This is a genomic window from Micromonospora sp. NPDC050980 (assembly GCF_040653835.1).
Lineage (GTDB): Bacteria > Actinomycetota > Actinomycetes > Mycobacteriales > Micromonosporaceae > Micromonospora.
Map to the genome: position 1 here is coordinate 130820 of NZ_JBFAGS010000013.1, position 22926 is coordinate 153745.

Annotated in this window: 25 protein-coding genes; 15 read left to right on the forward strand and 10 right to left on the reverse strand. The window is 73.8% G+C overall.

What is annotated here, in order from left to right:
- Together AB0H28_RS20415 and AB0H28_RS20420 are read right to left on the reverse strand one after the other, a co-directional pair.
- On the reverse strand, positions 1-312 hold the full coding sequence (locus AB0H28_RS20415) for a hypothetical protein (protein WP_358042217.1): 312 nt from the start codon (positions 310-312) through the stop codon (positions 1-3).
- On the reverse strand, positions 302-613 hold the full coding sequence (locus AB0H28_RS20420; protein WP_091070514.1) for a hypothetical protein: 312 nt from the start codon (positions 611-613) through the stop codon (positions 302-304). Before AB0H28_RS20420 ends, AB0H28_RS20415 begins: the two co-directional genes overlap by 11 nt.
- Before the next feature lie 99 nt (positions 614-712).
- On the opposite strand from AB0H28_RS20420, the gene AB0H28_RS20425 reads away from it, so the two are divergent.
- Entirely contained in the window at positions 713-1069 is a 357-nt protein-coding gene (locus tag AB0H28_RS20425; protein WP_358042220.1) for a DUF3099 domain-containing protein, read from the forward strand.
- An 81-nt stretch (positions 1070-1150) separates the two neighbouring features.
- Here AB0H28_RS20425 and AB0H28_RS20430 read toward each other — a convergent pair whose 3' ends face one another.
- Positions 1151-2047, reverse strand: a complete 897-nt coding sequence (locus AB0H28_RS20430; protein WP_358042223.1) for a PfkB family carbohydrate kinase — start codon at positions 2045-2047, stop codon at positions 1151-1153.
- Positions 2044-2970, reverse strand: coding sequence for a pseudouridine-5'-phosphate glycosidase (locus tag AB0H28_RS20435; RefSeq protein ID WP_358042226.1), 927 nt, complete (start codon positions 2968-2970; stop codon positions 2044-2046). Before AB0H28_RS20435 ends, AB0H28_RS20430 begins: the two co-directional genes overlap by 4 nt.
- Positions 2971-3057: 87 nt before the next feature.
- Here AB0H28_RS20435 and AB0H28_RS20440 point away from each other — a divergent pair, with 87 nt between their 5' ends.
- The 3 genes from AB0H28_RS20440 (at position 3058) to AB0H28_RS20450 (ending at position 5833) form a co-directional block, all read left to right on the forward strand.
- Complete coding sequence (locus AB0H28_RS20440) at positions 3058-3276, forward strand: DUF3039 domain-containing protein (protein WP_091070524.1); 219 nt, start codon at positions 3058-3060, stop codon at positions 3274-3276.
- A gap of 40 nt (positions 3277-3316) precedes the next feature.
- Entirely contained in the window at positions 3317-3967 is a 651-nt protein-coding gene (locus AB0H28_RS20445; protein ID WP_358042230.1) for a TRIC cation channel family protein, read from the forward strand.
- 114 nt (positions 3968-4081) lie between these two features.
- Entirely contained in the window at positions 4082-5833 is a 1752-nt protein-coding gene (locus AB0H28_RS20450) for a DEAD/DEAH box helicase (RefSeq protein ID WP_358042233.1), read from the forward strand.
- A gap of 142 nt (positions 5834-5975) precedes the next feature.
- On the opposite strand, the gene AB0H28_RS20455 is transcribed toward AB0H28_RS20450, so the two are convergent.
- Together AB0H28_RS20455 and AB0H28_RS20460 are read right to left on the reverse strand one after the other, a co-directional pair.
- Positions 5976-6209, reverse strand: coding sequence for a hypothetical protein (locus AB0H28_RS20455; RefSeq protein WP_091070720.1), 234 nt, complete (start codon positions 6207-6209; stop codon positions 5976-5978).
- 248 nt (positions 6210-6457) lie between these two features.
- Positions 6458-8053, reverse strand: a complete 1596-nt coding sequence (locus AB0H28_RS20460) for an RNA polymerase sigma factor (protein WP_358042236.1) — start codon at positions 8051-8053, stop codon at positions 6458-6460.
- Between the two features lie 286 nt (positions 8054-8339).
- On the opposite strand from AB0H28_RS20460, the gene AB0H28_RS20465 reads away from it, so the two are divergent.
- Complete coding sequence (locus AB0H28_RS20465; RefSeq protein ID WP_358042239.1) at positions 8340-9161, forward strand: inositol monophosphatase family protein; 822 nt, start codon at positions 8340-8342, stop codon at positions 9159-9161.
- 122 nt (positions 9162-9283) lie between these two features.
- Here AB0H28_RS20465 and AB0H28_RS20470 read toward each other — a convergent pair whose 3' ends face one another.
- Positions 9284-9799: a LytR C-terminal domain-containing protein gene (locus AB0H28_RS20470; RefSeq protein WP_358042299.1), complete on the reverse strand. Its 516-nt coding sequence runs from the start codon at positions 9797-9799 to the stop codon at positions 9284-9286.
- Positions 9800-10237: 438 nt separating this feature from the next.
- Between AB0H28_RS20470 and AB0H28_RS20475 the strand changes: the two genes are divergently transcribed.
- Entirely contained in the window at positions 10238-10534 is a 297-nt protein-coding gene (locus AB0H28_RS20475; RefSeq protein WP_013284790.1) for a DUF4193 domain-containing protein, read from the forward strand.
- A gap of 346 nt (positions 10535-10880) precedes the next feature.
- Positions 10881-11609 carry a hypothetical protein gene (locus AB0H28_RS20480; RefSeq protein ID WP_358042302.1) on the forward strand — a complete coding sequence of 243 codons (729 nt, stop codon included), beginning with the start codon at positions 10881-10883 and terminating at the stop codon, positions 11607-11609.
- Positions 11610-11775: 166 nt separating this feature from the next.
- Here AB0H28_RS20480 and AB0H28_RS20485 read toward each other — a convergent pair whose 3' ends face one another.
- Positions 11776-12267, reverse strand: coding sequence for a DUF3093 domain-containing protein (locus AB0H28_RS20485; RefSeq protein ID WP_358042242.1), 492 nt, complete (start codon positions 12265-12267; stop codon positions 11776-11778).
- 85 nt (positions 12268-12352) lie between these two features.
- On the opposite strand from AB0H28_RS20485, the gene dut reads away from it, so the two are divergent.
- The 4 genes from dut to AB0H28_RS20505 all read left to right on the forward strand — a co-directional run bounded on the left by dut (position 12353) and on the right by AB0H28_RS20505 (position 14772).
- Positions 12353-12850 carry a dUTP diphosphatase gene (dut, locus tag AB0H28_RS20490; RefSeq protein ID WP_358042245.1) on the forward strand — a complete coding sequence of 166 codons (498 nt, stop codon included), beginning with the start codon at positions 12353-12355 and terminating at the stop codon, positions 12848-12850.
- A 25-nt stretch (positions 12851-12875) separates the two neighbouring features.
- On the forward strand, positions 12876-13496 hold the full coding sequence (locus AB0H28_RS20495; protein WP_358042248.1) for a DUF3710 domain-containing protein: 621 nt from the start codon (positions 12876-12878) through the stop codon (positions 13494-13496).
- 215 nt (positions 13497-13711) lie between these two features.
- A complete protein-coding gene (locus AB0H28_RS20500) occupies positions 13712-14092 on the forward strand; it encodes an OB-fold nucleic acid binding domain-containing protein (RefSeq protein ID WP_358042251.1) in 381 nt (126 codons plus the stop codon).
- Positions 14089-14772: a DUF3159 domain-containing protein gene (locus tag AB0H28_RS20505; RefSeq protein WP_358042253.1), complete on the forward strand. Its 684-nt coding sequence runs from the start codon at positions 14089-14091 to the stop codon at positions 14770-14772. Before AB0H28_RS20500 ends, AB0H28_RS20505 begins: the two co-directional genes overlap by 4 nt.
- Positions 14773-14785: 13 nt before the next feature.
- Here AB0H28_RS20505 and AB0H28_RS20510 read toward each other — a convergent pair whose 3' ends face one another.
- Both AB0H28_RS20510 and AB0H28_RS20515 read right to left on the reverse strand, forming a co-directional pair.
- Positions 14786-15475 carry a TrkA family potassium uptake protein gene (locus AB0H28_RS20510; RefSeq protein ID WP_358042256.1) on the reverse strand — a complete coding sequence of 230 codons (690 nt, stop codon included), beginning with the start codon at positions 15473-15475 and terminating at the stop codon, positions 14786-14788.
- A 2-nt stretch (positions 15476-15477) separates the two neighbouring features.
- Complete coding sequence (locus AB0H28_RS20515; RefSeq protein ID WP_358042259.1) at positions 15478-16143, reverse strand: TrkA family potassium uptake protein; 666 nt, start codon at positions 16141-16143, stop codon at positions 15478-15480.
- A 157-nt stretch (positions 16144-16300) separates the two neighbouring features.
- Between AB0H28_RS20515 and AB0H28_RS20520 the strand changes: the two genes are divergently transcribed.
- The 4 genes from AB0H28_RS20520 to dxs all read left to right on the forward strand — a co-directional run bounded on the left by AB0H28_RS20520 (position 16301) and on the right by dxs (position 22779).
- The gene (locus tag AB0H28_RS20520) at positions 16301-18349 is read left to right on the forward strand and encodes an APC family permease (protein ID WP_358042262.1); all 2049 of its coding nucleotides are present in this window, start codon (positions 16301-16303) and stop codon (positions 18347-18349) included.
- A complete protein-coding gene (locus AB0H28_RS20525) occupies positions 18346-19581 on the forward strand; it encodes a TRAM domain-containing protein (protein WP_358042265.1) in 1236 nt (411 codons plus the stop codon). Before AB0H28_RS20520 ends, AB0H28_RS20525 begins: the two co-directional genes overlap by 4 nt.
- 63 nt (positions 19582-19644) lie before the next feature.
- On the forward strand, positions 19645-20787 hold the full coding sequence (locus tag AB0H28_RS20530; protein ID WP_358042268.1) for an anhydro-N-acetylmuramic acid kinase: 1143 nt from the start codon (positions 19645-19647) through the stop codon (positions 20785-20787).
- A 48-nt stretch (positions 20788-20835) separates the two neighbouring features.
- Positions 20836-22779, forward strand: a complete 1944-nt coding sequence (gene dxs / locus AB0H28_RS20535; protein ID WP_358042271.1) for a 1-deoxy-D-xylulose-5-phosphate synthase — start codon at positions 20836-20838, stop codon at positions 22777-22779.
- Positions 22780-22926: the final 147 nt, after the last annotated feature.

Below are 22926 nucleotides of genomic sequence, written 5' to 3' on the forward strand. Positions count from 1 at the left end.
TCAGGCGGCGGTCGGCCGGGACAGCGACGCCAGCGCGCGGCGCACGTCGGCCAGCGAGACAGTGGTCGAGTCGTCCAGGTCGGCCAGCCCGGCCTCGATCCACTGCCGCATCAGCGTGGTCACGCCGATGCCGCGCGCGTCGGCGGCGGCGCGGACCCGGTCGTACGTCTCCAGCGGGAGGCGTACCGACCGGCTGACCATCGGCACGTCGGTGTCGGGGGTGGGCAGTTGGGCCGGCGACGTCTCGTCGATCAGGTCGGCGAACGCGTCGCCGCCGGCGTGGAACCGCTTGGTCGCCTCGTCACGGTGCATCGTGACCGCCTCCTCGTCGGCGTGACCTCCGCACCGCCTCGTCGTAGCGCTTGGCCTCGACGTCGCTCAGCTCGCGGGCGGAGAGGATGTCCCAGTCGTTGTCGGTGCCGTCGGCCTCGGCCAGCAGCACGGCGAGCCGCCGGCCGCGGTGGTCGGTGGCGTAGACCACCATGACGTCGTCACCGAGGTGCCGGATGACCCGGCGGTTGCTGTGCAGGGCCTCCCAGACTTCCCCGGGCGTGACGTCGTAGACCCGCAGGTTGGCCAGCGCCTCGTCGGTGAAGCTGAACCGGTTGGCCACACGGCGCAGCGTACCACGCCGGTAACACGTCGCCGGATTGTCGCCGATGGCCGGTGCGAAGTGACAGGATGGTGCGTATCCCCTCGTAGGAGGTCCAAGGTGAAGCATCAGGCCTACCAGCCGATCCTGATCACCGACGCCTCGCGCAGCCAGGACGACCAGCTCAACAGCCGGCAGAAGCGCTACGTGCTGATGATGGGCATCCGGGTCGCCTGCCTGGTCGCGGGCGCGATCCTGGTCGGCGTCCAGGCCCCGCTGCTGTGGCTGTGGCTGTCGCTGTGCGCGCTCGGCATGGTGCTGATCCCGTGGCTCGCGGTGCTGCTGGCGAACGACCGCCCGCCCAAGGAGGAGCACCGCCTGGCCAACCGGTTCCAGCCCCGCGGTCGGGACGTGACGCCGCCGATGGCGCTGTCCGCCGAGGAGCGCCCGCACAAGGTCATCGACGCCGAACCCTGACAGCCGCCACACCTCGCCCTGCCACCGGCAGCCGTGACCGCCGACCGTCGCCGCAGCGCCCCGTCGCCCGCCGCGTCGGGGTCACGCGCCGGGGCGGGCACCCACCGTGGTCACCGCCAGCGCGCCCAGATCGCCGGCCCGGGCCAGCGCCGCACCCGGCGACGCGCCGGCCAGCCAGGCGGTGAGCAGGCCGGCGGCGAACGCGTCCCCGGCCCCGGTGACGTCCACCACGGCCACCCCGGGCGCCGGTGCGGCCTCCACCCGGCCGCCGCGCTCCACCCAGACCGCCCCGGCCGCGCCCCGCTTGACCACCACCCGGTGCGCCACCGAGGTCAGCGCCCGGGCCTGCGCCGCCGGGTCCAGACCGCCGGCCAGCACCGTCGCCTCGTCCGTGTTGACCAGCAGCAGGTCGACGTCGCGTACCCAGGTCAGGAACGCCCCGCCGACGCGCCGCAACGGCGCCGCGGAGGCCGCGTCGACGCTGACGGTCAGCCCGCGCTCGCGGGCGGCGGCCAGCGCGCGCAGGCCCGCGCCGCGCGACCCGACGTCCAACAGGGTGTACGCGGACAGGTGCAGATGCCCGGCGTCGGGCGCGGCGGCCAGCGCGGCGTCAACGTGGCGCGCGGTCAGCCGCAGGTTCGCCCCCCGCTGGCTGACCATGGTGCGCTCCCCGTCGTGGGTGAGCACGATCACCGTGCCGGTCGGGTAGCCCTCGTGCCGCTCCACCGAGCAGTCCACGCCGATCCGGGTCAGCTCGGCGACCCGTTCCCGGCCGGTCTCGTCGTCGCCCACCGCGGCCACCAACGTCACGGCCGCGCCCTGCCCGGCCAGCCAGGCCGCCGTGTTGGCGGCCTGCCCGCCGCCGCTGAACCGGATGCCGGCCGCGGTGTCCGAACCGGTCGCGAGCGGTCCGGACAGCATGGCCACCACATCGGTGATCACGTCGCCGACGACGACCACGCGCGGAGCCCCGCTCATGGGGTACGCCGGGTCGCCGCGGCGACCGCGATCCGTGCCGCCAGCTCGGCGTTGCGCAGGATGATCCGGACGTTCACCGCCAGGCTGGCGCCCTCGGTGGCGGCGTGGAAGTGGGCCAGCAGGAACGGGGTCACCGCCTTGCCGGTGATCCGCTCGCGGGCCAGCGCGGCCAACCCGTCGGCGAGGGTGCGGTCGTGCAGCGCGGGATCGAGCTGCTCGTCGGCCGGCAGCGGGTTGGCCACGATCAGGCCGCCCCGGTGCACGCCCTGCGCGGCCCGGGCGGCCAGCACGTCGGCCACCCGCTGCGGCGAGTCCACCGACCAGTCCAGGTCGAAGCCGGCGTCGGTGAGATAGAAGCCGGGGAACCGGCGGGTGCGGTAGCCCACCACGCTCACCCCCAACGTCTCCAGCCGCTCCAGGGTGGCGCCGACGTCGAGGATCGACTTCACCCCGGCGCAGACCACCGCGATCGGGGTACGCGCCAGCGTGACCAGGTCGGCCGACTCGTCGAACGTCTGCGCCGCCTCCCGGTGCACCCCGCCGAGGCCGCCGGTGGCGAACACCGGAATCCCGGCCGCCGCCGCGACCGCGCTGGTGGCCGCGACCGTCGTGGCCCCGTCCGCGCCGGTGGCCGCGGCCGGGGCCAGATCGCGGACCGAGAGCTTGCTCACGCCGTCGATCGTGGCGAGCCGGGTCAGCTGGGCGTCGTCCAGCCCCACCCGCAGGTCGCCGGCGACCATGCCGACGGTGGCCGGCACCGCACCCGCGTCCCGGACCGCCTGCTCGATCTGCCGGGCCACCCGCAGGTTGTCCGGCCGCGGGAGGCCGTGCGAGACGATCGTGCTCTCCAGCGCCACGACCGGGCGGCCGTCGCGCAGGGCTTCGGCCACCTCACCACCGAGACTGATGCGAAAGTTGGTCACTTCCGTTACGTTACGGGCCGCCCGCCCGGAGGGCTGTGGTGGACCCGACCCGGCCGGCCTGCGAAACTGGAAAGCCGGAGGTGAGACGTGAGCACTGAGATTCTCGAACGCCCGGAGCAGAAGGACGCCGACACCGGCCCCGAGATGTTCCACTACGTACGCAAGGACAAGATCGCCGAGAGCGCGGTCATGGGCACGTACGTCATCGCGTTGTGCGGGGAGACCTTCCCGGTGACCAAGGCCGCCAAGCCCGGTTCCCCGGTCTGCCCCAAGTGCAAGGAGATCTACGAGTCCTGGGGCGAGTGATCGCGGGCGGCTCCGCCGCCCGCGCACGTAACCTGCGGCGGTGACCACCTCCACCGCCCTGCTCCTCGCCGACCTGACCGGCGTGGCGGTCTTCGCCGCCTCCGGCGCCTCCGCGGCGGTCGCCAAACGGCTCGACCTGTTCGGGGTGGTCCTCGTCGGCGTGGTCGCCGCACTCGGTGGCGGCATCCTCCGCGACCTGGTCATCGACGAGGTGCCCCCGCTGGCGTTCGCCGACTGGCGGTACGCGGTCACCGCCGCCGTCACCGCCGCCGCGGTCTTCCGGCTGCACCCCCAGCTCGCCCGGCTGCGCACCACGGTGTTGGTGCTCGACGCGGCCGGGCTGGCGCTGTTCACCGTGACCGGCACGCTCAAGGCGCTCGACGCCCACGTGCCGGCGGTCGGCGCCTGCATGATCGGCATGCTCACCGCGATCGGCGGCGGACTCGGCCGGGACCTGCTCACCGGCGAGATCCCGGTGGTGCTGCGCCGGGAGATCTACGCCGTGGCCGCGCTCGCCGGCTCCGTCATGGTCACGTTGCTGTCGGCGTACGGGCGGGCCACCACCGTGCCGCTGACCGGCGCCGCGCTCTTCGTCTTCGGGCTGCGTCTGATCTCGCTGCGTCGGCGCTGGTCGGCCCCGGTTCCGACGATGCGTCCGCCCCGCAGCGGCACCCGGGGAACGCTGCCCTGAGCCGTTCCGCACCGGGGTGGGCGGATGTGACCAGCGTGGCGTCGGGTGGGGCGGAACGCCCCCGCTGGTTATGCTGAGTCGGCCTTCGCGGCACGGATGCGCGAGGGCGTTTTCATGGGGAGAGGAGCACGCGTGCCACCGCGGTTGCCGGCGCTCGACACGTTCCCGCCCCTGCGTTCCTGGCAACGCAAGGCGATGGTGGAATACCTGCGTCGCCGGGCCGAGGACTTCACGGCGGTCGCCACACCCGGCGCCGGAAAGACCACGTTCGCCCTGCGGATCGCCGCCGAGCTGCTCGCCGACGGCACGGTCGAGGCGGTCACCGTGGTCGCGCCGACGGAGCACCTGAAGACCCAGTGGGCGCAGGCCGCGGCCCGGGTCGGCATCCAGCTCGACGCCGCGTTCCGCAACGCCGACCTGCACTCCGCCGCCGACTTCCACGGCGCGGTGGTCACCTACGCCCAGGTCGGCGTGGCGCCCCAGGTGCACCGGCGGCGCACCATGACCCGGCGGACGCTTGTCATCCTCGACGAGATCCACCACGCCGGCGACGCCCGGACCTGGGGCGACGGCGTGAAGGCGGCCTTCGAGCCCGCGGTACGCCGGCTGATGCTCACCGGCACGCCGTTCCGCTCCGACGACAACCCGATCCCGTTCGTCAGCTATGAGCGGGGCTCCGACGGCCTGCTGCGCTCCCGCGCCGACTCCGTCTACGGCTACGCCGACGCGCTGCGTGACGGCGTGGTCCGGCCGGTGCTGTTCCTGGCCTACTCCGGGGAGACCCGGTGGCGCACCAACGCCGGCGACGAGTTGGCCGCCCGGCTGGGCGAGCCGATGACGCAGGACCTGATCGCGCAGGCGTGGCGGACCGCGCTGGACCCGGCCGGTGACTGGATGCCGCAGGTGCTGCGCGCCGCCGACGCCCGGCTGACCGTGCTGCGGGCCAACGGCATGCCCGACGCGGGCGGCCTGGTCATCGCCAGCGACCAGCAGGTGGCCCGCGCGTACGCGAAGCTGCTGGAGCAGGTGACCGGCGAGAAGGCGGCCGTGGTGCTCTCCGACGACCAGGGGGCGTCCGCGCGGATCGCGACGTTCGCGGCGTCCGAGCGGCGCTGGCTGGTCGCGGTGCGGATGGTGTCCGAGGGCGTGGACATCCCCCGGCTGGCCGTCGGGGTCTACGCGACGAGCGCGAGCACCGCGCTCTACTTCGCGCAGGCGATCGGCCGGTTCGTCCGCGCCCGCCGCCCGGGCGAGACCGCCTCGGTGTTCCTGCCCAGCGTGCCGCACCTGCTCGGGCTGGCCAGCGAGATGGAGATCGAGCGGGATCACGTGCTCGGCAAGCCCAAGGACCGCGAGGGCTTCGACGACGACCTGCTGGAGCGCGCGCAACGCGACGACGGCGCCAGCGGCGAGCTGGAGAAGCGGTTCGCCGCGCTCTCCGCCACCGCCGAGCTGGATCAGGTGATCTTCGACGGCGCGTCGTTCGGCACCGCCGCCCAGGCCGGCACGCCGGAGGAGGAGGAATACCTCGGGCTGCCCGGTCTGCTCACCGCCGACCAGGTCTCCCTGCTGCTGACCAAGCGGCAGGCCGATCAGCTCGCCGCGCAGAAGCGCCGGGCCGCCCAGCGGGCCGCTGAGCCGGCCGCTGCCGCCACGGTGGCGGCACCCCCACCGCTGAGCGCGGCCCAGCGTCGGGTGGCGCTACGGCGCCAGCTGAACGCCCTGGTGGCCGCCCGGCATCACCGCACCGGTCAGCCGCACGGCAAGATCCACGCCGAGCTGCGCCGGATCTGCGGCGGCCCGCCCAGCGCCCAGGCGACGATCGAGCAGTTGGAAGAGCGCATCGCCACCGTGCAGACCCTGTAAGGAAGGGCCCCTTCTTAACGCCTCCGGTAGAGGCGGGGGCCCCGCTTAACATCGCCGGTGCGACAGGTACGAAAAACCGACCGGAGGCGCCCGTCTGGGCGTCTCCGGTCGGTTATGTCGCGTCGCGGATTGTTTGTCGGGCTCAGTTCGCCATCAGATCGGTGCCCCGCCAGCTGAACTCCGGGTCCGTCGCGTAGCGCACGGTGATCTTCACGAGATCCTCCGCGTACTTGTTCGCGTGGTGCCCACAGAACACCAGCTCACTCCCACCCGACAGGGTGATCCGGAGCTTTCCGGCAGCATTACAGCGGTCGCACCGTTCATCGGCGGCCGGGGGGCTCACCGTCTCGGGCGGCGGCGTGAGGGTCGGGGTCATCGCCTTCCTCCTCTGGTCGTCACCGATGAACACACTCGTCGGTCGTTGCTCACCTATCGTGCAACACCCATCTCGGGCCCTGCCTTCCCTGTGTGCCCGCGGGGGACCGAGGTCACACCTGGCGTGGAAGACAGTGTGCCGTGCACCAAGGGTGCCACGTCAACGATCACAAACGTGCAACCGACCGATCACCGATCTGTGTTCTACGGCTGGTGATCAAACCGACACGACTGGTTGACGTGCCCGGGTCAGTCCAGGTAGTCGCGGAGCACCTGGGAGCGCGAGGGGTGCCGCAACTTGGACATGGTCTTGGACTCGATCTGTCGGATGCGCTCCCGGGTCACGCCGTAAACCTGGCCGATCTCGTCCAGGGTGCGCGGCTGGCCGTCGGTGAGACCGAAGCGCAGGCGCACCACCCCCGCCTCACGCTCGGACAACGTCTGAAGAACCTGCTGGAGCTGGTCCTGGAGCAGCGAGAACGACACCGCGTCGACCGCCACGACGGCCTCGGAGTCCTCGATGAAGTCGCCGAGCTGACTGTCGCCCTCGTCGCCGATGGTCTGGTCGAGTGAGATGGGCTCCCGAGCGTACTGCTGGATCTCCAGCACCTTCTCGGGTGTGATGTCCATCTCCTTCGCCAGCTCCTCCGGAGTGGGCTCCCGGCCCAGATCCTGGAGCAGCTCGCGCTGGATCCGGCCGAGCTTGTTGATCACCTCGACCATGTGCACCGGGATGCGGATGGTGCGGGCCTGGTCGGCCATGGCGCGGGTGATGGCCTGGCGGATCCACCAGGTGGCGTACGTGGAGAACTTGTAGCCCTTGGTGTAGTCGAACTTCTCGACCGCGCGGATCAGGCCGAGGTTGCCCTCCTGGATCAGGTCGAGGAAGGCCATGCCCCGCCCGGTGTAGCGCTTGGCCAGCGAGACCACCAGCCGCAGGTTCGCCTCCAGCAGGTGGTTCTTGGCCCGCTCGCCGTCCCGGGAGATCCACAGCAGGTCGCGCTGCATGTCGCGGACCAGCTTCTCCTCGCCCTCGTCGGCGGCGCGCAGCCGCTCGGCGGCGTAGAGGCCGGCCTCGATCCGCTTGGCCAGCTCGACCTCCTGCTCGGCGTTGAGCAGCGGGACCTTGCCGATCTGCTTGAGGTAGGCCCGCACCGAGTCGGCGGACGCGGTCAGCTCGGCGTCCCGGCGCGCCTGCTTGAGCGCCTCGGACTCCTCGTCGTCCCACTCGAAGTCGCCGTCGGTGGCGGAGCTCGCCGCGTCGGCGGCGGCGGCCTGGGCCAGCTCGGCCGGTTCCTCGACCACCACGTCCTCGATCTCGGCGGCCAGCTCCTCCGGGTCGACCTCACCCTCGGCGCCGGCCTTCGCCGGCTTGGCGGCGGCCGTCTTGGCGGCCACGGTGGCCTTGGTGGCCCGAGTCGCCTTGGTGGCCTTCGCCGGGGCGGCGGCCTTGGCGGCCACCTCGGCGGTGGTGCCGGCGGCCTTGCGGGCCGTCGCCTTCCGCGGGGCCGGGGCGGGTGACTCCTCGGCGGCGGGCGCCTGCTTCGGGGCGGGCGCGGCGGCCTTCTTGGTGGTCTTGGCAGTGGTGGCTCGGGAGGCCGGGGTGGCGGACCGGGCCGCGGCGACCCGGCGGCGGGTGCTCGCGGAGCCGTCCACCACCACCGTCACGCCCGCCTCGGAGAGCGCGCGGAGGATCTTCTTGGCCTGGGCCGGGGTCACCTCAGCGGACTCGACGGTGCGCGCGAGCTGGGCCGACGTGAGCTGACCGCCGGCGCTCTGCGCGTGGGCGATCAGGGTGTCGGTGAGCGAGCGAACGTCGGCGCCGGTCTGGCGGGGTTCTGTCACGAATGACCTTCCGGAGGCGAAGAGCGAGCACGGCCGGGTCGTCCGGCGCAGCACGAACGGCCGTGCCGGGCGAGTCTTTGAGGAACCCCCGTGTCCCGGTCCGTCCGGTCGCTGGCGGTCCGTGGCGCGTGGGCAGGGTGAATTGTAACGCCGTCTGCCGCGATCATCCTGCGCCGCACGGCGTAACCGCGGCCGGGGACCGCGGATTCGGCGCAGATGTGGACTTTGTAAGGATGATACCCACGCGCGAACCGGGCGGTCCCGTTCGTGCCGGAAGGGGACGAACATGACCACCTCGGCACCCTCGCCGCGGGAACTGCTCACCATCGCCGTCGAGGTGGCGCGGGACGCCGCCGCCACCGCCCTCCGGATGCGGGCCGAGGGCGTGTCGGTGGCCGCGACCAAGAGCACGGTGACCGACGTGGTCACCGCCGCCGACCGGGCGGTGGAGCGGCAGGTGCTGGCCGCGCTGCGGGACCGGCGGCCCGGTGACGCGGTGCTGGGGGAGGAGTACGGCGCCGGGGAGACCGGCCCGGTCGCGGCGGACGGGGTGCGCTGGGTCGTCGACCCGATCGACGGCACCGTCAACTACCTCTACGGGCTGCCGTACTGCGCGGTCTCGCTCGCCGCCGAGGTGGCCGGCGAGGTCGTCGCCGGGGTGGTGCGCAACGTGTTCACCGGCGAGGAGTGGACCGCGACCGCGGGGGGCGGGGCCTGGCGCGACGGCCGGCGGCTGCGCGGCTCGACCGAGACCGACCTCGGGCAGGCACTGGTCGCCACCGGTTTCGGCTACGACGCCGGCCGCCGGTCCCACCAGGCCCGGGTGGTCACCGAGCTGATCCCGCACGTACGCGACATCCGCCGGATGGGCGCGGCCGCGCTCGACCTCTGCCTGGCCGCCGAGGGGCGGGTGGACGCCTACTTCGAGAAGGGGCTGGCCGCCTGGGACCTCGCCGCCGGCGGGCTGGTGGCCCGGGAGGCCGGGCTGCTGGTGACCGGGGTGGCCGGCCGGCCGGCCGGGCCGGATCTGGTGCTCGCCGCGCCACCGGCGCTGCACGGGCCGCTGCACACCCGCCTCACCGATCTGGACGCCTCCGGCGGGCCCTGACCCGCAGCCGCGCACGGCGGGGGTGGCGGGCCGCGGCGGCACCCGGACACGCGGCAGGGCGGCCACCCGGATCCCGGGCGACCGCCCTGTGCCGTCATCGGGCCGCCGGTCCGGCCCGCCGGTCACTTCTCGATCGGCATCGGGCAGGTCTGGGCCGGCGCCTCGGGCGCGCCCAGGTCGCCCAGCGACTGGTTGACCTCGGTGGTGGTGGCCAACTGCTGATAGGCGTTGCCGAGGACCACGTCGACCGTGTCGTCCTTGCGGGTGGGCTGGAACACCTGCTCGGCGTCGTTCAGGAAATAGGCCCGCAGCAGGTGGGCGGAGCCCACGCCCTTCGGCCCGAAGCGCAGCACCGCCACGCCGTCGACCGCCTTCGACTCGTTGCCCACCTTCTTGACCTGGAACTTCCGGTTGCGGAAGTCGTCCGCGACGCTCCCGGCCCGGCCGGCCTCGTCGGTGGCGTTGTAGACGTTGATCTTCACGTCCTTCTGCTCGCGTAGCCGCAGGTCGACCAGCGGCCAGCCGTCCGGACAGCCGGCCGCGGTGCCGGCCTTGCTCTGGCTGTCACGGACCACGGCCACGACCACGAAGACCAGGGCGATGACCGCCAGCAGTCCGACGACAACGAGTGCCCGCACTCGCGCAAAACTCATCCTGGGCGCTCCCCGGACAGTGATTGGGTGGCGGCGGCCGCCGCGGTCGGGCCGCGTCTGTCGACCGTCGGAGTACGCCGCTGAGGTTAACCCTTGTCCGGCTCCCGCGTGGAAACAGTCCGACATGCCGGCGCGCCACTGAGGGAACGGGTAGGACTACCCCTATCTTCGTGTCGCCTGAGTCACATTGGGAACAACTTCGGGCGCCGGGGCGTACATCTCTCCCGCGAGGGCGGTATACATGCCTCGCCCACAGGGGGGGTAAGGTTCCGCGCTCGCCGGGGGGTTCCGCTCCGGCGAAACCGGCCCAACGGTCGTCGGGTCGGGTGCCCGACACAGATGGTGGCCGGCCAGGGGAACCGAAACGGCGTCGTCCGGCGTTACAACCGGCAGCGACCATATCGATATTGGAGAGTGAAACCGATGGCCACCGACTACGACGCCCCGCGTCGCGACGAGGTCGACCTCGGCGAGGACAGCCTCGAGGAGCTCAAGGCCCGGCGGGTCGACTCACAGTCGGGCGCCGTGGACGTGGACGAGGCCGAAGTGGCCGAGAGCTTCGAGCTGCCCGGCGCCGATCTGGCCGACGAGGAGCTCACGGTCAAGGTGCTCCCGATGCAGCAGGACGAGTTCCGGTGCGCCCGCTGCTTCCTGGTCCACCACCGCAGCCAGCTGGCGGTCGAGCGCAACGGCGACCTGATCTGCCGAGAGTGCGTCTGATCCTTCAGCCGGGACACCGGCGGCGGCCTCCTCGACGAGGCCGCCGCTGTTCGAGCCGCCGTGCGCCGGCGGCGGGAAGCTGCTTGACTCGTACGGGCGGCTGACACGCCGCGCGGAGCAGGAGGGCGGACGGGTGAGCGAGCGCAGCGAGCGGGCCGGCGAGACCGGTCGGGCACCGGTCCCGGTAACGGGACGGACGCCGTCCACCCCGGACCCGGCCATCGACCCGAGCCGCGCCGACGCGGCCATCGACCCGAGCCGCGCCGACGCGGCCAACGACCCGAGCGACGCCGACGCTCCCCCGGCCCGGTCCGGCGGCGACGGGACCGGCGACGCCGGCGCGGAGCTGGGCGCCACGGTGGCCGCGCTGACCGCCGACGACATCGCGCCCGCCCGCCGCCGGCAACTACTGGTCCGGCTGGTCGGCCAGGCCCGGGCCCGCGGCGTCAGTGACCTGTTCAAGCCTCGGGCGGCGCTGCGCTGGATGACCGACACCGTCGCCGAGGTCGCACCGCACGTGCCGATCCGTGATCTGGCCACGCTACGCCGGCACTTCCCCGGCCTGGACGACGACGCGCTCGCCGACCGGCTGGTCCGCAACGCGTCCCGCGCCACCGTTGGCGTGGGCGCGGCCGGCGGCGGCGTTGCCGCGGTCGAGTGGGCGGTCACGCCGACCCTGCTCTCCGCCCCCGTCCTGCTGGCCGCCGAGACGGTCGCCGTGGTGGCGATCGAACTGAAGCTGATCGGGGAGCTGCACGAGCTGCACCGGATGCCGCTGCCCACCGGGGGCACCGCGCGTGCGGTGGCGCTGGTGCAGTCCTGGGCCGGTCAGCGGGGGATCAACCCGATGATGCCCGGTGTCGGGGTGAGCGCCGTGCTGGGCACCGCCGCCCGCCGGGAACTGCGGGACAGCCTGCTGCGCCGCTTCGGCCGCAACCTCACCACGCTCGGGCCGTTCCTGACCGGCGCGGCCGTCGCCGGCTACCTCAACCGGCGGGCCACCCGAACGCTGGGCGAGCAGCTTCGCAAGGACCTCCGGCACACCGCCCGGGGCCTCCCCGGCAAGCCGACCTGAGGTGGGCGCCGGCAGCCTGGGATCCGTGCCGGCCTGGGATCCGTGCCGGCCCGAGATCCGTGCCGGCCGCCAGCTCGGCGAGGTGGCGGTATCCGTCGGCATCGAACCCGCCACCTCGGCGTGATGGCGGGCACCGTGGGCGGTGGCCGTTGGGCCGTTGGGCGGGTCAGGCGGTGTCGCGGGCGGCCAGGAGCGCGGCTGCCAACTCCACCGGGCGTCGGGTGCTGACCACCCAGAACGGGGTCGGGTCCGCCGGGTCGTCCAGCACCACCTGGACGGCGCCGCCGATCCACGGGCGCTGCACCACGAAGGCCAACGGGTCGGCGCCGACCCCGAGCACCTCGCGTCGGCCGGCCGCGTCCAGCGGCACCGCGTCCGCGACGTGACGCACCGGCAGGCGGGCGTCGTCGACCAGCAGCTCGCCGTCGCGTACGGCCAGGCGGATCCGGCCCAGCCACACCAGGGCGGCGACCGTGGCGGGGATCAGCAGCAGGAACGGCAACCAGGCCCGGAACCCGGTCGCGCCCAGCCACAGTTCGGCGGCGAGCAGCCCGGCCACGGCCAGCCCCGCGGGCCAGGCCCACCAGGGCAGCCCCAGACGCTCCGCGTAGGGCGCGGGGACGGCCGTCGGGGCGGCCGGGGATGACGACTGACGCACACTGCGAGGGTACGGCGCGCGACCGGTCGGCCAACCGGCAGGATGGCAGGGTCACCCCGCAAGGACCGGACGGAAGAGGATGACCGTGACAGATGTCGTGCCCGTGCCCGTACGGCAGCTCGACCCGGAGCTGCCGCTGCCGGCGTACGCCCATCCCGGCGACGCCGGCGCGGACCTGGTGGCCGCCGCGGACGTGGAGCTGCCGCCCGGCGGGCGGGCCCTGGTGCCCACCGGCGTCGCGGTGGCCCTCCCGGCGGGGTACGTCGGGCTGGTCCACCCCCGGTCGGGGCTTGCCGCCAGGCTCGGCGTGACGGTGCTGAACGCGCCCGGTACGGTCGACGCCGGCTACCGGGGTGAGATCCTGGTCAACCTGATCAACCATGATCGGGACACGCCGGCGACGATCAGCCGGGGCGACCGGATCGCGCAGCTCGTCGTCCAGCGGGTGGCCCAGGCCGAGTTCCGGCCGGTGGCCGAGCTGCCCGCCTCGCGGCGCGGCGCCGCCGGCCACGGGTCCTCCGGCGGTCACGCCGGGCTGGTTCCGGCTCCGGCCGGCGGGCAGAACGAAGAGGTGGCAGGGTGAGTGCGAACAGCGGAGGGTGGACGCAGTGATCTTCTCCCGGAAGCGGGCCGACGAGGCGCGTGACAACGGCGCCGGCGCCGCCGAGCAGACCTCGGCGGCGCCGGCCCGCGGCCCGTACGACGTCAGCGAGGCGCCCGACGAGCCCCGGCTCGACCTGGGCAGCCTCCAGATCCCGGCGGTGCCGGACGTGGAGGTGCGGGTGCAGGCCGACCCGCAGGGCGTGATCCAGCAGGTGGTGCTGGTGCACGGGCAGAACGCGCTCCAGCTCGGGGTGTTCGCCGCGCCCCGCTCGGACGGCATCTGGGACGAGGTGCGGGCGGAGATCCGCACGTCGCTGGCGAACGACGGCGCCACCGCCGAGGAGGTCGACGGCGAGCGCGGCCCGGAGTTGCGGGCCCGGGTGCGTACCCCGGACGGCGTGACCGACCTGCGCTTCGTCGGCATCGACGGGCCGCGCTGGATGGTGCGCGGTGTCTTCCAGGGCCTGGCGGCCACCGACCCGGCCGCCGCCGGCCCGCTCTCGGCCTGCCTGGACGGCCTGGTGGTGGACCGTGGCCAGGAGGCCAAGCCGGTCCGGGAGCCGCTGCCGCTGCGGCTGCCCCGCGAGGTCGCCGAGCAGCAGGCCGCCGGTCCGCAGGAGATCTGAGCGACAGCGCCGGGCCCGGTCCCGTCGGTATGTGAACCGACGGGACCGGGCCCGCGGCGTGTCCGCCCCCGGCGCCGCCGGTCCGGGCGCGGGCCGGCGGGTCGGGCCCGTGCCGGTGGCCCGGCGCTCCCGCCTCCGGGGCCGATCGGCGTACGCTGGCCTGACGGTTCCGCCCCCCGCGGAGCCCCACCGGTGGAGAGGGTGACGCGGAGGTCATGACGACCGACCAGGGCCGGGTGTCGCTGCGGCGACTCCTGCGACGGCTCACCGCGAGCGAGGCCGAGATCGAGGCGCAGGAGCTGCGCCGGGAGAGCGCGGAGTCCGGTGGCACCCCGACCCACCAGTGCAACCGGGGTCAGGTGGTCTCGGTGGCCGGGCGGCTGCGCACGGTGGTCTACACGCCGCGCACCAACCTGCCCACGCTGGAGGCCGACCTCTACGACGGCAACGACGTGGTCACCCTGGTCTGGTTGGGCCGCCGGCACATCGCCGGGATCGAGCCGGGCCGGCACCTCACCGCACACGGCCGGGTGGCGGTGCGCGACGACCGCAAAGTGATCTACAACCCGTACTACGAGCTGGAGCCGCCGAAGTGACGACCGGACAGCAGCACACCCCGTCGGGGCTCGACCCGCAGGACGAGGAGCGGCTGCCCAGCATCGCCGAGCAGATGGCCGACCAGCTCGGCGGGTGGCGGGGCCTGGTCGAGTCGAGCATCCCGGTGGTGGTCTTCGTGATCGCCAACATGGTCGGCGAGCTGCGCCCCGCGCTGATCGCCGCCATCGCGGTGACGCTGCTGATCGCCGCGGTGCGGCTGGTCCAGCGCCGGCCGGTGCGGCACGCCGTCAACGGGTTGATCGGCATCGCCATCGGCGCGGGCATCGCCCTGAAGACCGGTAACGCCCGCGACTTCTACCTGCCGGGCATCATCCAGGGCATCGGCTTGGGGCTGGCGCTGCTGCTCTCGGCCGCGATCCGGCAGCCGCTGGTCGGCTGGCTCTGGTCGGTGCTGGTCGCCAAGGGCCGCTCCGAGTGGCGCGACGACCCGAAGCTGGTGCGCACGTTCACCCAGCTCACCGTGCTCTGGGGCGTGGTGTGGCTGGCCAAGGTCGGCGTGCAGGCCGGGCTCTACCTGGCCCACCAGGACACCGCGCTCGGCGTCGCCCGGCTGGCCCTGGGCTACCCGCCGTACGCGCTGCTGCTGCTGATCACGGTCTGGGTGGTGCGCCGGGTCACCCGGGAGGGTGCCGCCGCCACCCCGCTGCCCGGGGCCTGAGCCCCGCCGGCCGTCAGGTGCGCCCGCGCTGCCGTTCCGTGCTCTCCGGGCCGAGGATCACCGCGCGCACCTCGTCCTCCACCTCGGCGGTGCACACGAAGACCAGCTCGTCGCCGGCCTCGATCGGGTCGTCCGGGGTGGGCACCAGCACCCGCTTGCCGCGCAGGATCGCCACCAGCGCCGCGTCCCGGGGGATCGGCACCGCGTGGATCGGCTGCCCGACATAGGGCGCGGTCGGGGGCAGGGTGATCTCGACCAGGTTGGCCTCGCCCTGGCGGAACGTCATCAGCCGGACCAGGTCGCCGACGGTGACCGCCTCCTCGACCAGGGCCGCCATCACGCGCGGCTTGCTGACCGCGACGTCGACGCCCCACTGCTCGGTGAACAGCCACTCGTTCTCCGCCCGGTTGACCCGGGCGACCACCCGGGGCACCGCGAACTCGGTCTTGGCCAGCAGCGAGACCACCAGGTTGACCTTGTCGTCGCCGGTGGCCGCCACCACCACGTCGCAGCCGGCCACGTTCGCCTCCTCCAGGCTGGCCAGCTCGCAGGCGTCGGCCAGCACCCAGTCGGCGGTCGGCACCCGGTCGGGACGCAGCATCTTGGGCTGACGCTCGATCAGCATCACCTGGTGGCCGTTGTCGATCAGCTCCTGGGCGATCGAGCGGCCCACGTTGCCGGCGCCGGCGATGGCGATCCGCATGGCTACTGCCCCCCTTCCGGCGGTGCCGCCGCCACCGAGGTGACCGAGGCGGCGATGTCGTCGGTCACCAGCATGAAGACCTGGTCGCCCTCCTGCACCACGGTGGAGACGGTGGGCAGGGTGCCGATGCCGAACCGGGTCAGGTAGGCCACCCGCGCACCGGCGGACTCCTCGAGCTGGCGCAGCGGCCGGCCGATCCAGTCCTTGTGCACCGGCACCTCGACGATCGACACGGTGCTGGTCAGGTCGCGGAAGATCTCCACGTTCCCCTCGGGGACCAGGTGGCGCAGCATCCGGTCGGCGGTCCACCGGACCGTGGCCACGGTCGGGATGCCGAGGCGTTCGTAGACCTGGGCCCGGCGCTGGTCGTAGATCCGGGCGGCGACCCGGGACACGCCGAACGTCTCCCGCGCCAGCCGGGCCGAGATGATGTTGGAGTTGTCGCCGCTGGAGACCGCGGCGAACGCGTCGGCCCGCTCGATGCCGGCCTCGCGCAGCACCTCGCCGTCGAAGCCCGCGCCGGTGACCGTGATGCCCGCGAAGTCGGGCCCGAGACGGCGGAACGCGTCCGCGTCCTGGTCGATCACCGCCACCGAGTGCCCCCGGGACTCCAGGCTGTGCGCCAGGGTCGACCCGACCCGGCCGCAGCCCATGATCACGACATGCACGGTGTCCGCTCCTCCCACGGTGCCGCCCGCCGACCCGTCCTCTGCGAGCCTGCCACGTCCCCGCTCCCGACGGGGCACCGACCGTACCGTGCGGGCGCGCGGGACAGTGATCAGCCACCGCAGCGTCCCGCACCGGGTGGCCGTACGCTTGTCGGTTGTGGCCAGCCCCACCTCGCTGCTGAAGCGACTCCTCCTCGGTCGACCGTTCCGGTCCGACCGCCTCCAGCACACCCTGCTGCCGAAACGCATCGCCCTGCCGGTCTTCGCCTCCGACGCGCTCTCCAGCGTGGCGTACGCGCCGGACGAGATCCTGCTGACGCTCTCCATCGCGGGCGCCTCGGCGTTCTTCTTCTCGCCGTGGATCGCCCTGGCCGTCGTCGTGGTGATGCTCACCGTGGTGGCCAGCTACCGGCAGAACGTGCACGCCTACCCCTCCGGCGGCGGCGACTACGAGGTGGCCACCGTCAACCTCGGGCCCCGGGCCGGGCTCGCGGTGGCCAGCGCGCTGCTCGTCGACTACGTGCTCACGGTCGCCGTGTCGGTCTCCTCCGGGGTGGCCAACCTCGGCTCGGTGGTGCCGTTCGTGGCCACCCACAAGGTGCTCATCGCGGTCAGCGCGGTGGTGCTGCTCACCGCGATGAACCTGCGCGGCCTGCGCGAGTCGGGCACCGCGTTCGCCATCCCCACCTACGGCTTCGTCATCGTCATCGGCGGCATGCTGCTCACCGGGGTGGTGCGGATCTTCGTGCTCGGCCACGACCTGCGCGCGCCCAGCGCCGGCCTGGAGATCCACGCCGAGCATAGCGTGACCGGGTTCGCGCTGATCTTCCTGCTGTTGCGTACGTTCTCCTCCGGCTGCGCCGCGCTCACCGGCGTCGAGGCGATCTCCAACGGCGTACCGGCCTTCAAGTCGCCCAAGTCGAAGAACGCGGCGACCACGCTGCTGCTGCTCGGCACCATCGCGGTCGCCATGCTGGTCGGCATCATCCTGCTGGCCCGCCGCACCGGCCTGCAGTTCGTCGAGGACCCGAGGACGCAGATCGTCGGCGGCCCGGCCGGGTACGTGCAGAAGACGGTCACCGCGCAGCTCGGCGAGACCGTGTTCGGCGGCGGGTCGGTGCTGCTCTACGTGGTCGCCGGGATGACCGCGCTGATCCTGTTCCTGGCCGCGAACACCGCGTTCAACGGCTTCCCGGTGCTCGGCTCGATCCTGGCGCAGGACCGCTACCTGCCGCGCCAGCTGCACACCCGCGGCGACCGGCTGGCGTTCTCCAACGGCATCGTCTTCCTCGCCGTCTCCGCGGTGGTGCTGATCGTCGGCTTCCAGGCCGAGGTGACCCGGCTGATCCAGCTCTACATCGTCGGCGTCTTCGTCTCGTTCACGCTCTCCCAGGCCGGCATGATCCGGCACTGGAACCGCCACCTACGCACCGAGCGGGACCCCCAGGCCCGGCGCCGGATGGTCCGCTCCCGAGGGATCAACACGTTCGGCATGGCGATGACCGGCGTCGTGCTGATCATCGTGCTGGTCACCAAGTTCCTGCTCGGCGCCTGGATCGCGATCGTCGCCATGGCGGTGATGTACGTGGTCATGCTCGGCATCCGCCGGCACTACGACCGGGTCGCCGCCGAGCTGGAGCCGACCGAGCAGCGGGCCGTGCTGCCCGCCCGCAACCACGCCATCGTGCTGGTCAGCAAGCTGCACCAGCCCACCCTGCGGGCGGTCGCGTACGCCCGGGCCACCCGGCCGGACACGCTCACCGCGGTGACCGTCAACGTGGACGAGCAGGACACCCGGGACCTGCAGGCCGACTGGGAGCGGCGCGAGCTGCCGGTGCCGCTGACCGTGATCGACTCCCCGTACCGGGAGATCACCCGGCCGATCCTCAACTTCGTCGCGTCGGTCCGCCGCGAGTCACCCCGCGACGTGGTCACCGTCTTCATCCCGGAGTACGTGGTGGGCCGCTGGTGGGAGAACCTGCTGCACAACCAGAGCGCCTTGCGGCTCAAGGGCCGGCTGCTGTTCGAGCCGGGCGTGATGGTGACCAGCGTGCCCTGGCAGCTCGCGTCCACCGCCAGCAAGAACCTGGACCGCCTCGACGCCACGCTGACCCGCGGTCCGGCCCGCGGCCCCCGGGTCGCGCCGCAGAGCACCCTGCCGCCGCCGGTCGGCGCCACGGCTCCCGAGCAAGAGGGCGGGTCATGAGCGGGGTGCGTCCCGGATTGGAGGAGGCGGAGCGGGTCGAGTTGACCGTCGACGCGGTCGCCCCGGGCGGGCACTGCGTGGCCCGGGTCGGCGGGCAGGTGGTCTTCGTCCGGCACGCGTTGCCCGGCGAGCGGGTGGTGGCGGAGGTGACCGAGCTGCACCGGGGCTTCGCCCGCGCCGACGCGGTGGAGATCCTCGACGCCGCGCCGGACCGGGTCACCGCGCCCTGCCCGTACGCCCGGCCGGGCGCGTGCGGTGGTTGCGACCTCCAGCACGTGGCGCCGGCCGCCCAGCTCGACTGGAAGGCCGCGGTGGTGCGCGAGCAGCTCACCCGCCTCGGCGGGTTCACCGAGGAACGGGTGGACGCGCTCGGGGTCCGGGTCGAGGCGCTGCCCGGCGGGCCGCTGGGCTGGCGCTCCCGGGTCCGCTACGCGGTCGACGCCGCCGGCCGGGCCGGGCTGCTCAAGCACCGCTCGCACGAGGTGGTGCCGATCGACCGCTGCCTGATCGCCCACCCGGCGATCCAGGAGCTGCCGGTGCTCCCCACCACCGGGGCCCGCTGGCCGGACGCCGACGCGGTGGAGACGGTGGCCAGCACCGGCGGGGACGTCGCCGTCGTCGCGTACGCCGAGGGGGTCGCCACCGGCGTGCGCGGGCCGGAGCGGGTCCGGGAGACGGCGGCCGGGCGGTCCTTCACGCTGCCCGCGTCCGGGTTCTGGCAGGTGCACCCGGCGGCGGCCGACGCCCTGGTCGGCGCCGTGCTCGACCTGCTCGACCCGCGTCCGGGCGAGACCGCCTGGGACTTGTACGGCGGGGCCGGGCTGTTCGCCGCCGCGCTCGCCGGCCGGGTCGACGGGGCCCGGGTGACGGTGGTCGAGTCGGCCCCCGACGGGGTGGCCGCGGCCCGGACGAACCTGGCCGACCTGTCCGCCGTCGAGGTGGTCGCGGCCCGGGTGGAGACCGCGTTGGCCCGGCGTCGGATCACCGGCCCGGTCGACCTGGTGGTGCTCGATCCGCCGCGTTCCGGTGCGGGTGCGGCGGTGGTGCGCGGCGTGGTCGCCGCCGGTCCGCGCGCGGTGGCGTACGTGGCCTGCGACCCGGCCGCGTTCGCCCGGGACGTGCGCACGTTCGCCGAGTCGGGTTGGCGGCTGACCGCGCTGCGCGGGTTCGACCTGTTCCCGATGACCCAGCACGTCGAGCTGGTCGGCCTCTTCCTGCCCCCGGCGGGGTGAGAAGGGGCCCTTTCTCTACCGGATCCGTTAAAAGGGGGCCCTTCCTTGCGCATCGTCGGGTTGATGTCGGGGACGTCGTACGACGGGGTGGACGTGGCGGCCGGCGAGTTCACCCTCGACGGGGACACGCTGCGGCTGCGTCCGCTCGGGCACCGCGAGCTGGCCTACCCGGACGACCTGCGGGCGCAGATCGGCGCGCTGCTGCCGCCGGCGGCCACCACGATCGAGGCGGTCTGCCGGCTGGACAACCGGCTCGGTGAGGTGTTCGCCGAGGCGGCGGCCGTCGGCGTCGAGCTGGCCGGGGGGACGGCCGACGCGGTCGTGTCGCACGGGCAGACCGTCTTCCACTGGGTCGACGGTGGCCGGGTGCGCGGCACGCTCCAGCTCGGCGCGCCGGCCCGGGTGGCCGCGCGGGTCGGCGTACCGGTGCTGCACGACCTGCGCTCGGCGGACGTGGCGGCCGGCGGGCAGGGCGCGCCGCTGGTCCCGGCGTTCGACGCGCTGCTGCTCGACGCCGCCGCGCACCCCCGCGCGGCGCTCAACCTCGGCGGGATCGCGAACCTCACCGTGGTCGCGCCCGGGGCGCCGGTCCTCGGGTACGACGTGGGCCCGGCCAACGCGCTGCTGGACGCCGCCGCCCGCCGCCTCCTTGACCGCCCGTGCGACGTCGACGGGGCGCGGGCCGCGGCCGGCCGGGTGCACGAGGCGCTGCTGGCCCGGCTGCTCGCCGAGCCCTACTACGCCGCGCCGCCGCCCAAGTCGACAGGCAAGGAGCTGTTCCACGGCGGCTACCTGGACGCCGCGCTGGCCGCCCTGGGCGAGCCGGTGGCCGCCGACGACGTGCTCGCCACGCTCACCGAGCTGACCGCCCGCACGGTCGCCGACGCCTGCGACCGGCACCGGGTGACCGAGGTGGTGGCCGCCGGCGGGGGAGTGCGCAATCCCACACTGCGGGCTCGGCTGGCCGCGCTGGGGACCGGCCGGTGGCGACTGCGCACCACCGACGAGTTGGGCGTGCCCGCCCAGGCCAAGGAGGCGTACGCGTTCGCGCTGCTGGGCTGGCTGAGCTGGCACGGGCTGCCCGGTGCGGTGCCGTCGGTGACCGGCGCGTCCCGGGCCGCCGTGCTCGGCTCCTGGACCCCGTCCGGCCCGGCGGTCGGGGCGACCCGGACGGCGCCGCCGCGCCGGCTGGTAGTCGGCGGCTGATCCACGGCTCGGCTGCGGACTGTGGCGCGGCCGATAGACTCTCCGGTCATGAGTGTTGAAGAGGGCACGGCCAACCACGGTCGGCTGCTGGGCGCCGTCCGCGGCCCGCAGGACGTGAAGCGGATGACCGGCGAGCAGCTGGACATCCTCGCCGCCGAGATCCGGGACTTCCTGATCGCCAAGGTCTCCCGCACCGGCGGGCACGTCGGCCCCAACCTGGGCGTCGTCGAGCTGACGCTGGCCATGCACCGGGTCTTCGACTCCCCGCGCGACCGGCTCCTCTTCGACACCGGCCACCAGGCGTACGTGCACAAGATCCTCACCGGCCGGCAGGAGGGCTTCGACAAGCTCCGCCAGCGTGGCGGCCTCTCCGGCTATCCCAGCCAGGCGGAGAGCGAGCACGACCTGATCGAGAACTCGCACGCCTCCACCGCGCTGTCCTACGCCGACGGCCTGGCCAAGGCGTACGCGCTGCGCGGCGAGAAGCGGTCCGTGGTGGCCGTGGTCGGCGACGGCGCGCTCACCGGCGGCATGTGCTGGGAGGCGCTGAACAACATCGCCACCGCCGGCAACCCGCTGGTCATCGTGGTCAACGACAACGGCCGCTCCTACTCGCCGACCATCGGCGGCCTCGCCGACCACCTGTCGTCGCTGCGGCTCAACCCCGGCTACGAGAAGGTGCTCGACACCGTCAAGGACGCGCTCGGCAACACCCCGTTCGTCGGCAAGCCGATGTACGAGGTGCTGCACGCGGTCAAGAAGGGCATCAAGGACGCGGTCGCCCCGCAGGCCATGTTCGAGGACCTCGGCATCAAGTACGTGGGCCCGGTCGACGGCCACGACGTGCCGGCGGTCGAGGCGGCGCTGCGCGCGGCGAAGAACTTCGGCGGCCCGGTGATCGTGCACGCGGTGACCCGCAAGGGCTACGGCTACCGCCCGGCGGAGGACGACGAGGCGGACTGCCTGCACGGCCCCGGCGCGTTCGACGCGGAGACCGGCAAGCTGCTCGCCGTCCCGTCGGTGAAGTGGACGAACGTCTTCGCCGACGAGCTGGTGGCGATCGCCGACGAGCGCCCCGACGTGGTCGGCATCACCGCCGCCATGGCCGAGCCCACCGGCATCGCCACGCTGGCCCGCAAGTATCCGCACCGGGTCTACGACGTGGGCATCGCCGAGCAGCACGCGGCCACCTCCGCCGCCGGCCTGGCCATGGGTGGCCTGCACCCGGTGGTCGCGGTCTACGCCACGTTCCTCAACCGGGCCTTCGACCAGGTCCTGCTGGACGTGGCGATGCACCGGCTGCCGGTCACGTTCGTGCTGGACCGGGCCGGCATCACCGGCCCGGACGGGCCCAGCCACTACGGCATCTGGGACATGTCCGTCTTCGGGGTGGTGCCCGGCCTGCGGATCGCCGCGCCCCGCGACTCGGCCACGCTGCGCGAGGAACTGCGCGAGGCGGTCGCCGTCGACGACGGCCCGACCATCCTGCGCTTCCCGACCGGCACCGTCGCCGCCGACCTGCCGGCCGTGCGCCGCGTCGGCGCGGTCGACGTGCTGGCCGAGTCGGCGCGTACCGACGTGCTGCTGGTCGCGGTCGGCTCGTTCGCCGCTCTCGGCGTGGAGGTCGCCACCCGGGTCGCCGAGCAGGGCTACGGCGTCACGGTGGTCGACCCGCGCTGGGTCCGCCCGGTGCCGGCCGAACTGGTCGAGCTGGCCGCCGCGCACCGCCTGGTGGTCACCGTCGAGGACGGCGTGCGCATCGGCGGGGTGGGCTCCGCGGTCGCCCAGGCGATGCGGGACGCCGACGTCCGGGTGCCGGTGCGGGATCTCGGCGTACCGGCCGACTGGCACCCGCACGGCACCCGCGCGCAGATCCTGTCCGACCTGGGGTTGACCGCGCAGGACGTGGCCCGCGACGTCACCGGTTGGATCTCCGGCCTGGACGCCGCCCCGGTGGACCCGGCCACCGACGGGGCCCGCGCGCAGAACTGATCCGCCGGGCGGTCCCGCTCCTTGGCGGGGCCGCCCGAGCGCTTTTTCGGGGCAGCGGCTGCGGGGTGCCGCCAGATCGCCGGAGTGGCGGCATCGAGGTGGCCGGGATGCCGCCACCTCGGCGAGGTGGAGTGGATCATGTGAGGG

Bases quoted from the DNA above. Each gene is read 5' to 3' on its own strand.
- AB0H28_RS20415 (WP_358042217.1), bottom strand. From the start codon at position 312: ATGCACCGTGACGAGGCGACCAAGCGGTTCCACGCCGGCGGCGACGCG.
- AB0H28_RS20430 (WP_358042223.1), bottom strand. From the start codon at position 2,047: ATGAGCGGGGCTCCGCGCGTGGTCGTCGTCGGCGACGTGATCACCGAT.
- AB0H28_RS20450 (WP_358042233.1), top strand. From the start codon at position 4,082: ATGGGGAGAGGAGCACGCGTGCCACCGCGGTTGCCGGCGCTCGACACG.
- AB0H28_RS20455 (WP_091070720.1), bottom strand. From the start codon at position 6,209: ATGACCCCGACCCTCACGCCGCCGCCCGAGACGGTGAGCCCCCCGGCC.
- AB0H28_RS20465 (WP_358042239.1), top strand. From the start codon at position 8,340: ATGACCACCTCGGCACCCTCGCCGCGGGAACTGCTCACCATCGCCGTC.
- AB0H28_RS20475 (WP_013284790.1), top strand. From the start codon at position 10,238: ATGGCCACCGACTACGACGCCCCGCGTCGCGACGAGGTCGACCTCGGC.
- AB0H28_RS20500 (WP_358042251.1), top strand. From the start codon at position 13,712: ATGACGACCGACCAGGGCCGGGTGTCGCTGCGGCGACTCCTGCGACGG.
- AB0H28_RS20510 (WP_358042256.1), bottom strand. From the start codon at position 15,475: ATGCGGATCGCCATCGCCGGCGCCGGCAACGTGGGCCGCTCGATCGCC.
- AB0H28_RS20525 (WP_358042265.1), top strand. From the start codon at position 18,346: ATGAGCGGGGTGCGTCCCGGATTGGAGGAGGCGGAGCGGGTCGAGTTG.
- AB0H28_RS20530 (WP_358042268.1), top strand. From the start codon at position 19,645: ATGTCGGGGACGTCGTACGACGGGGTGGACGTGGCGGCCGGCGAGTTC.
- dxs (WP_358042271.1), top strand. From the start codon at position 20,836: ATGAGTGTTGAAGAGGGCACGGCCAACCACGGTCGGCTGCTGGGCGCC.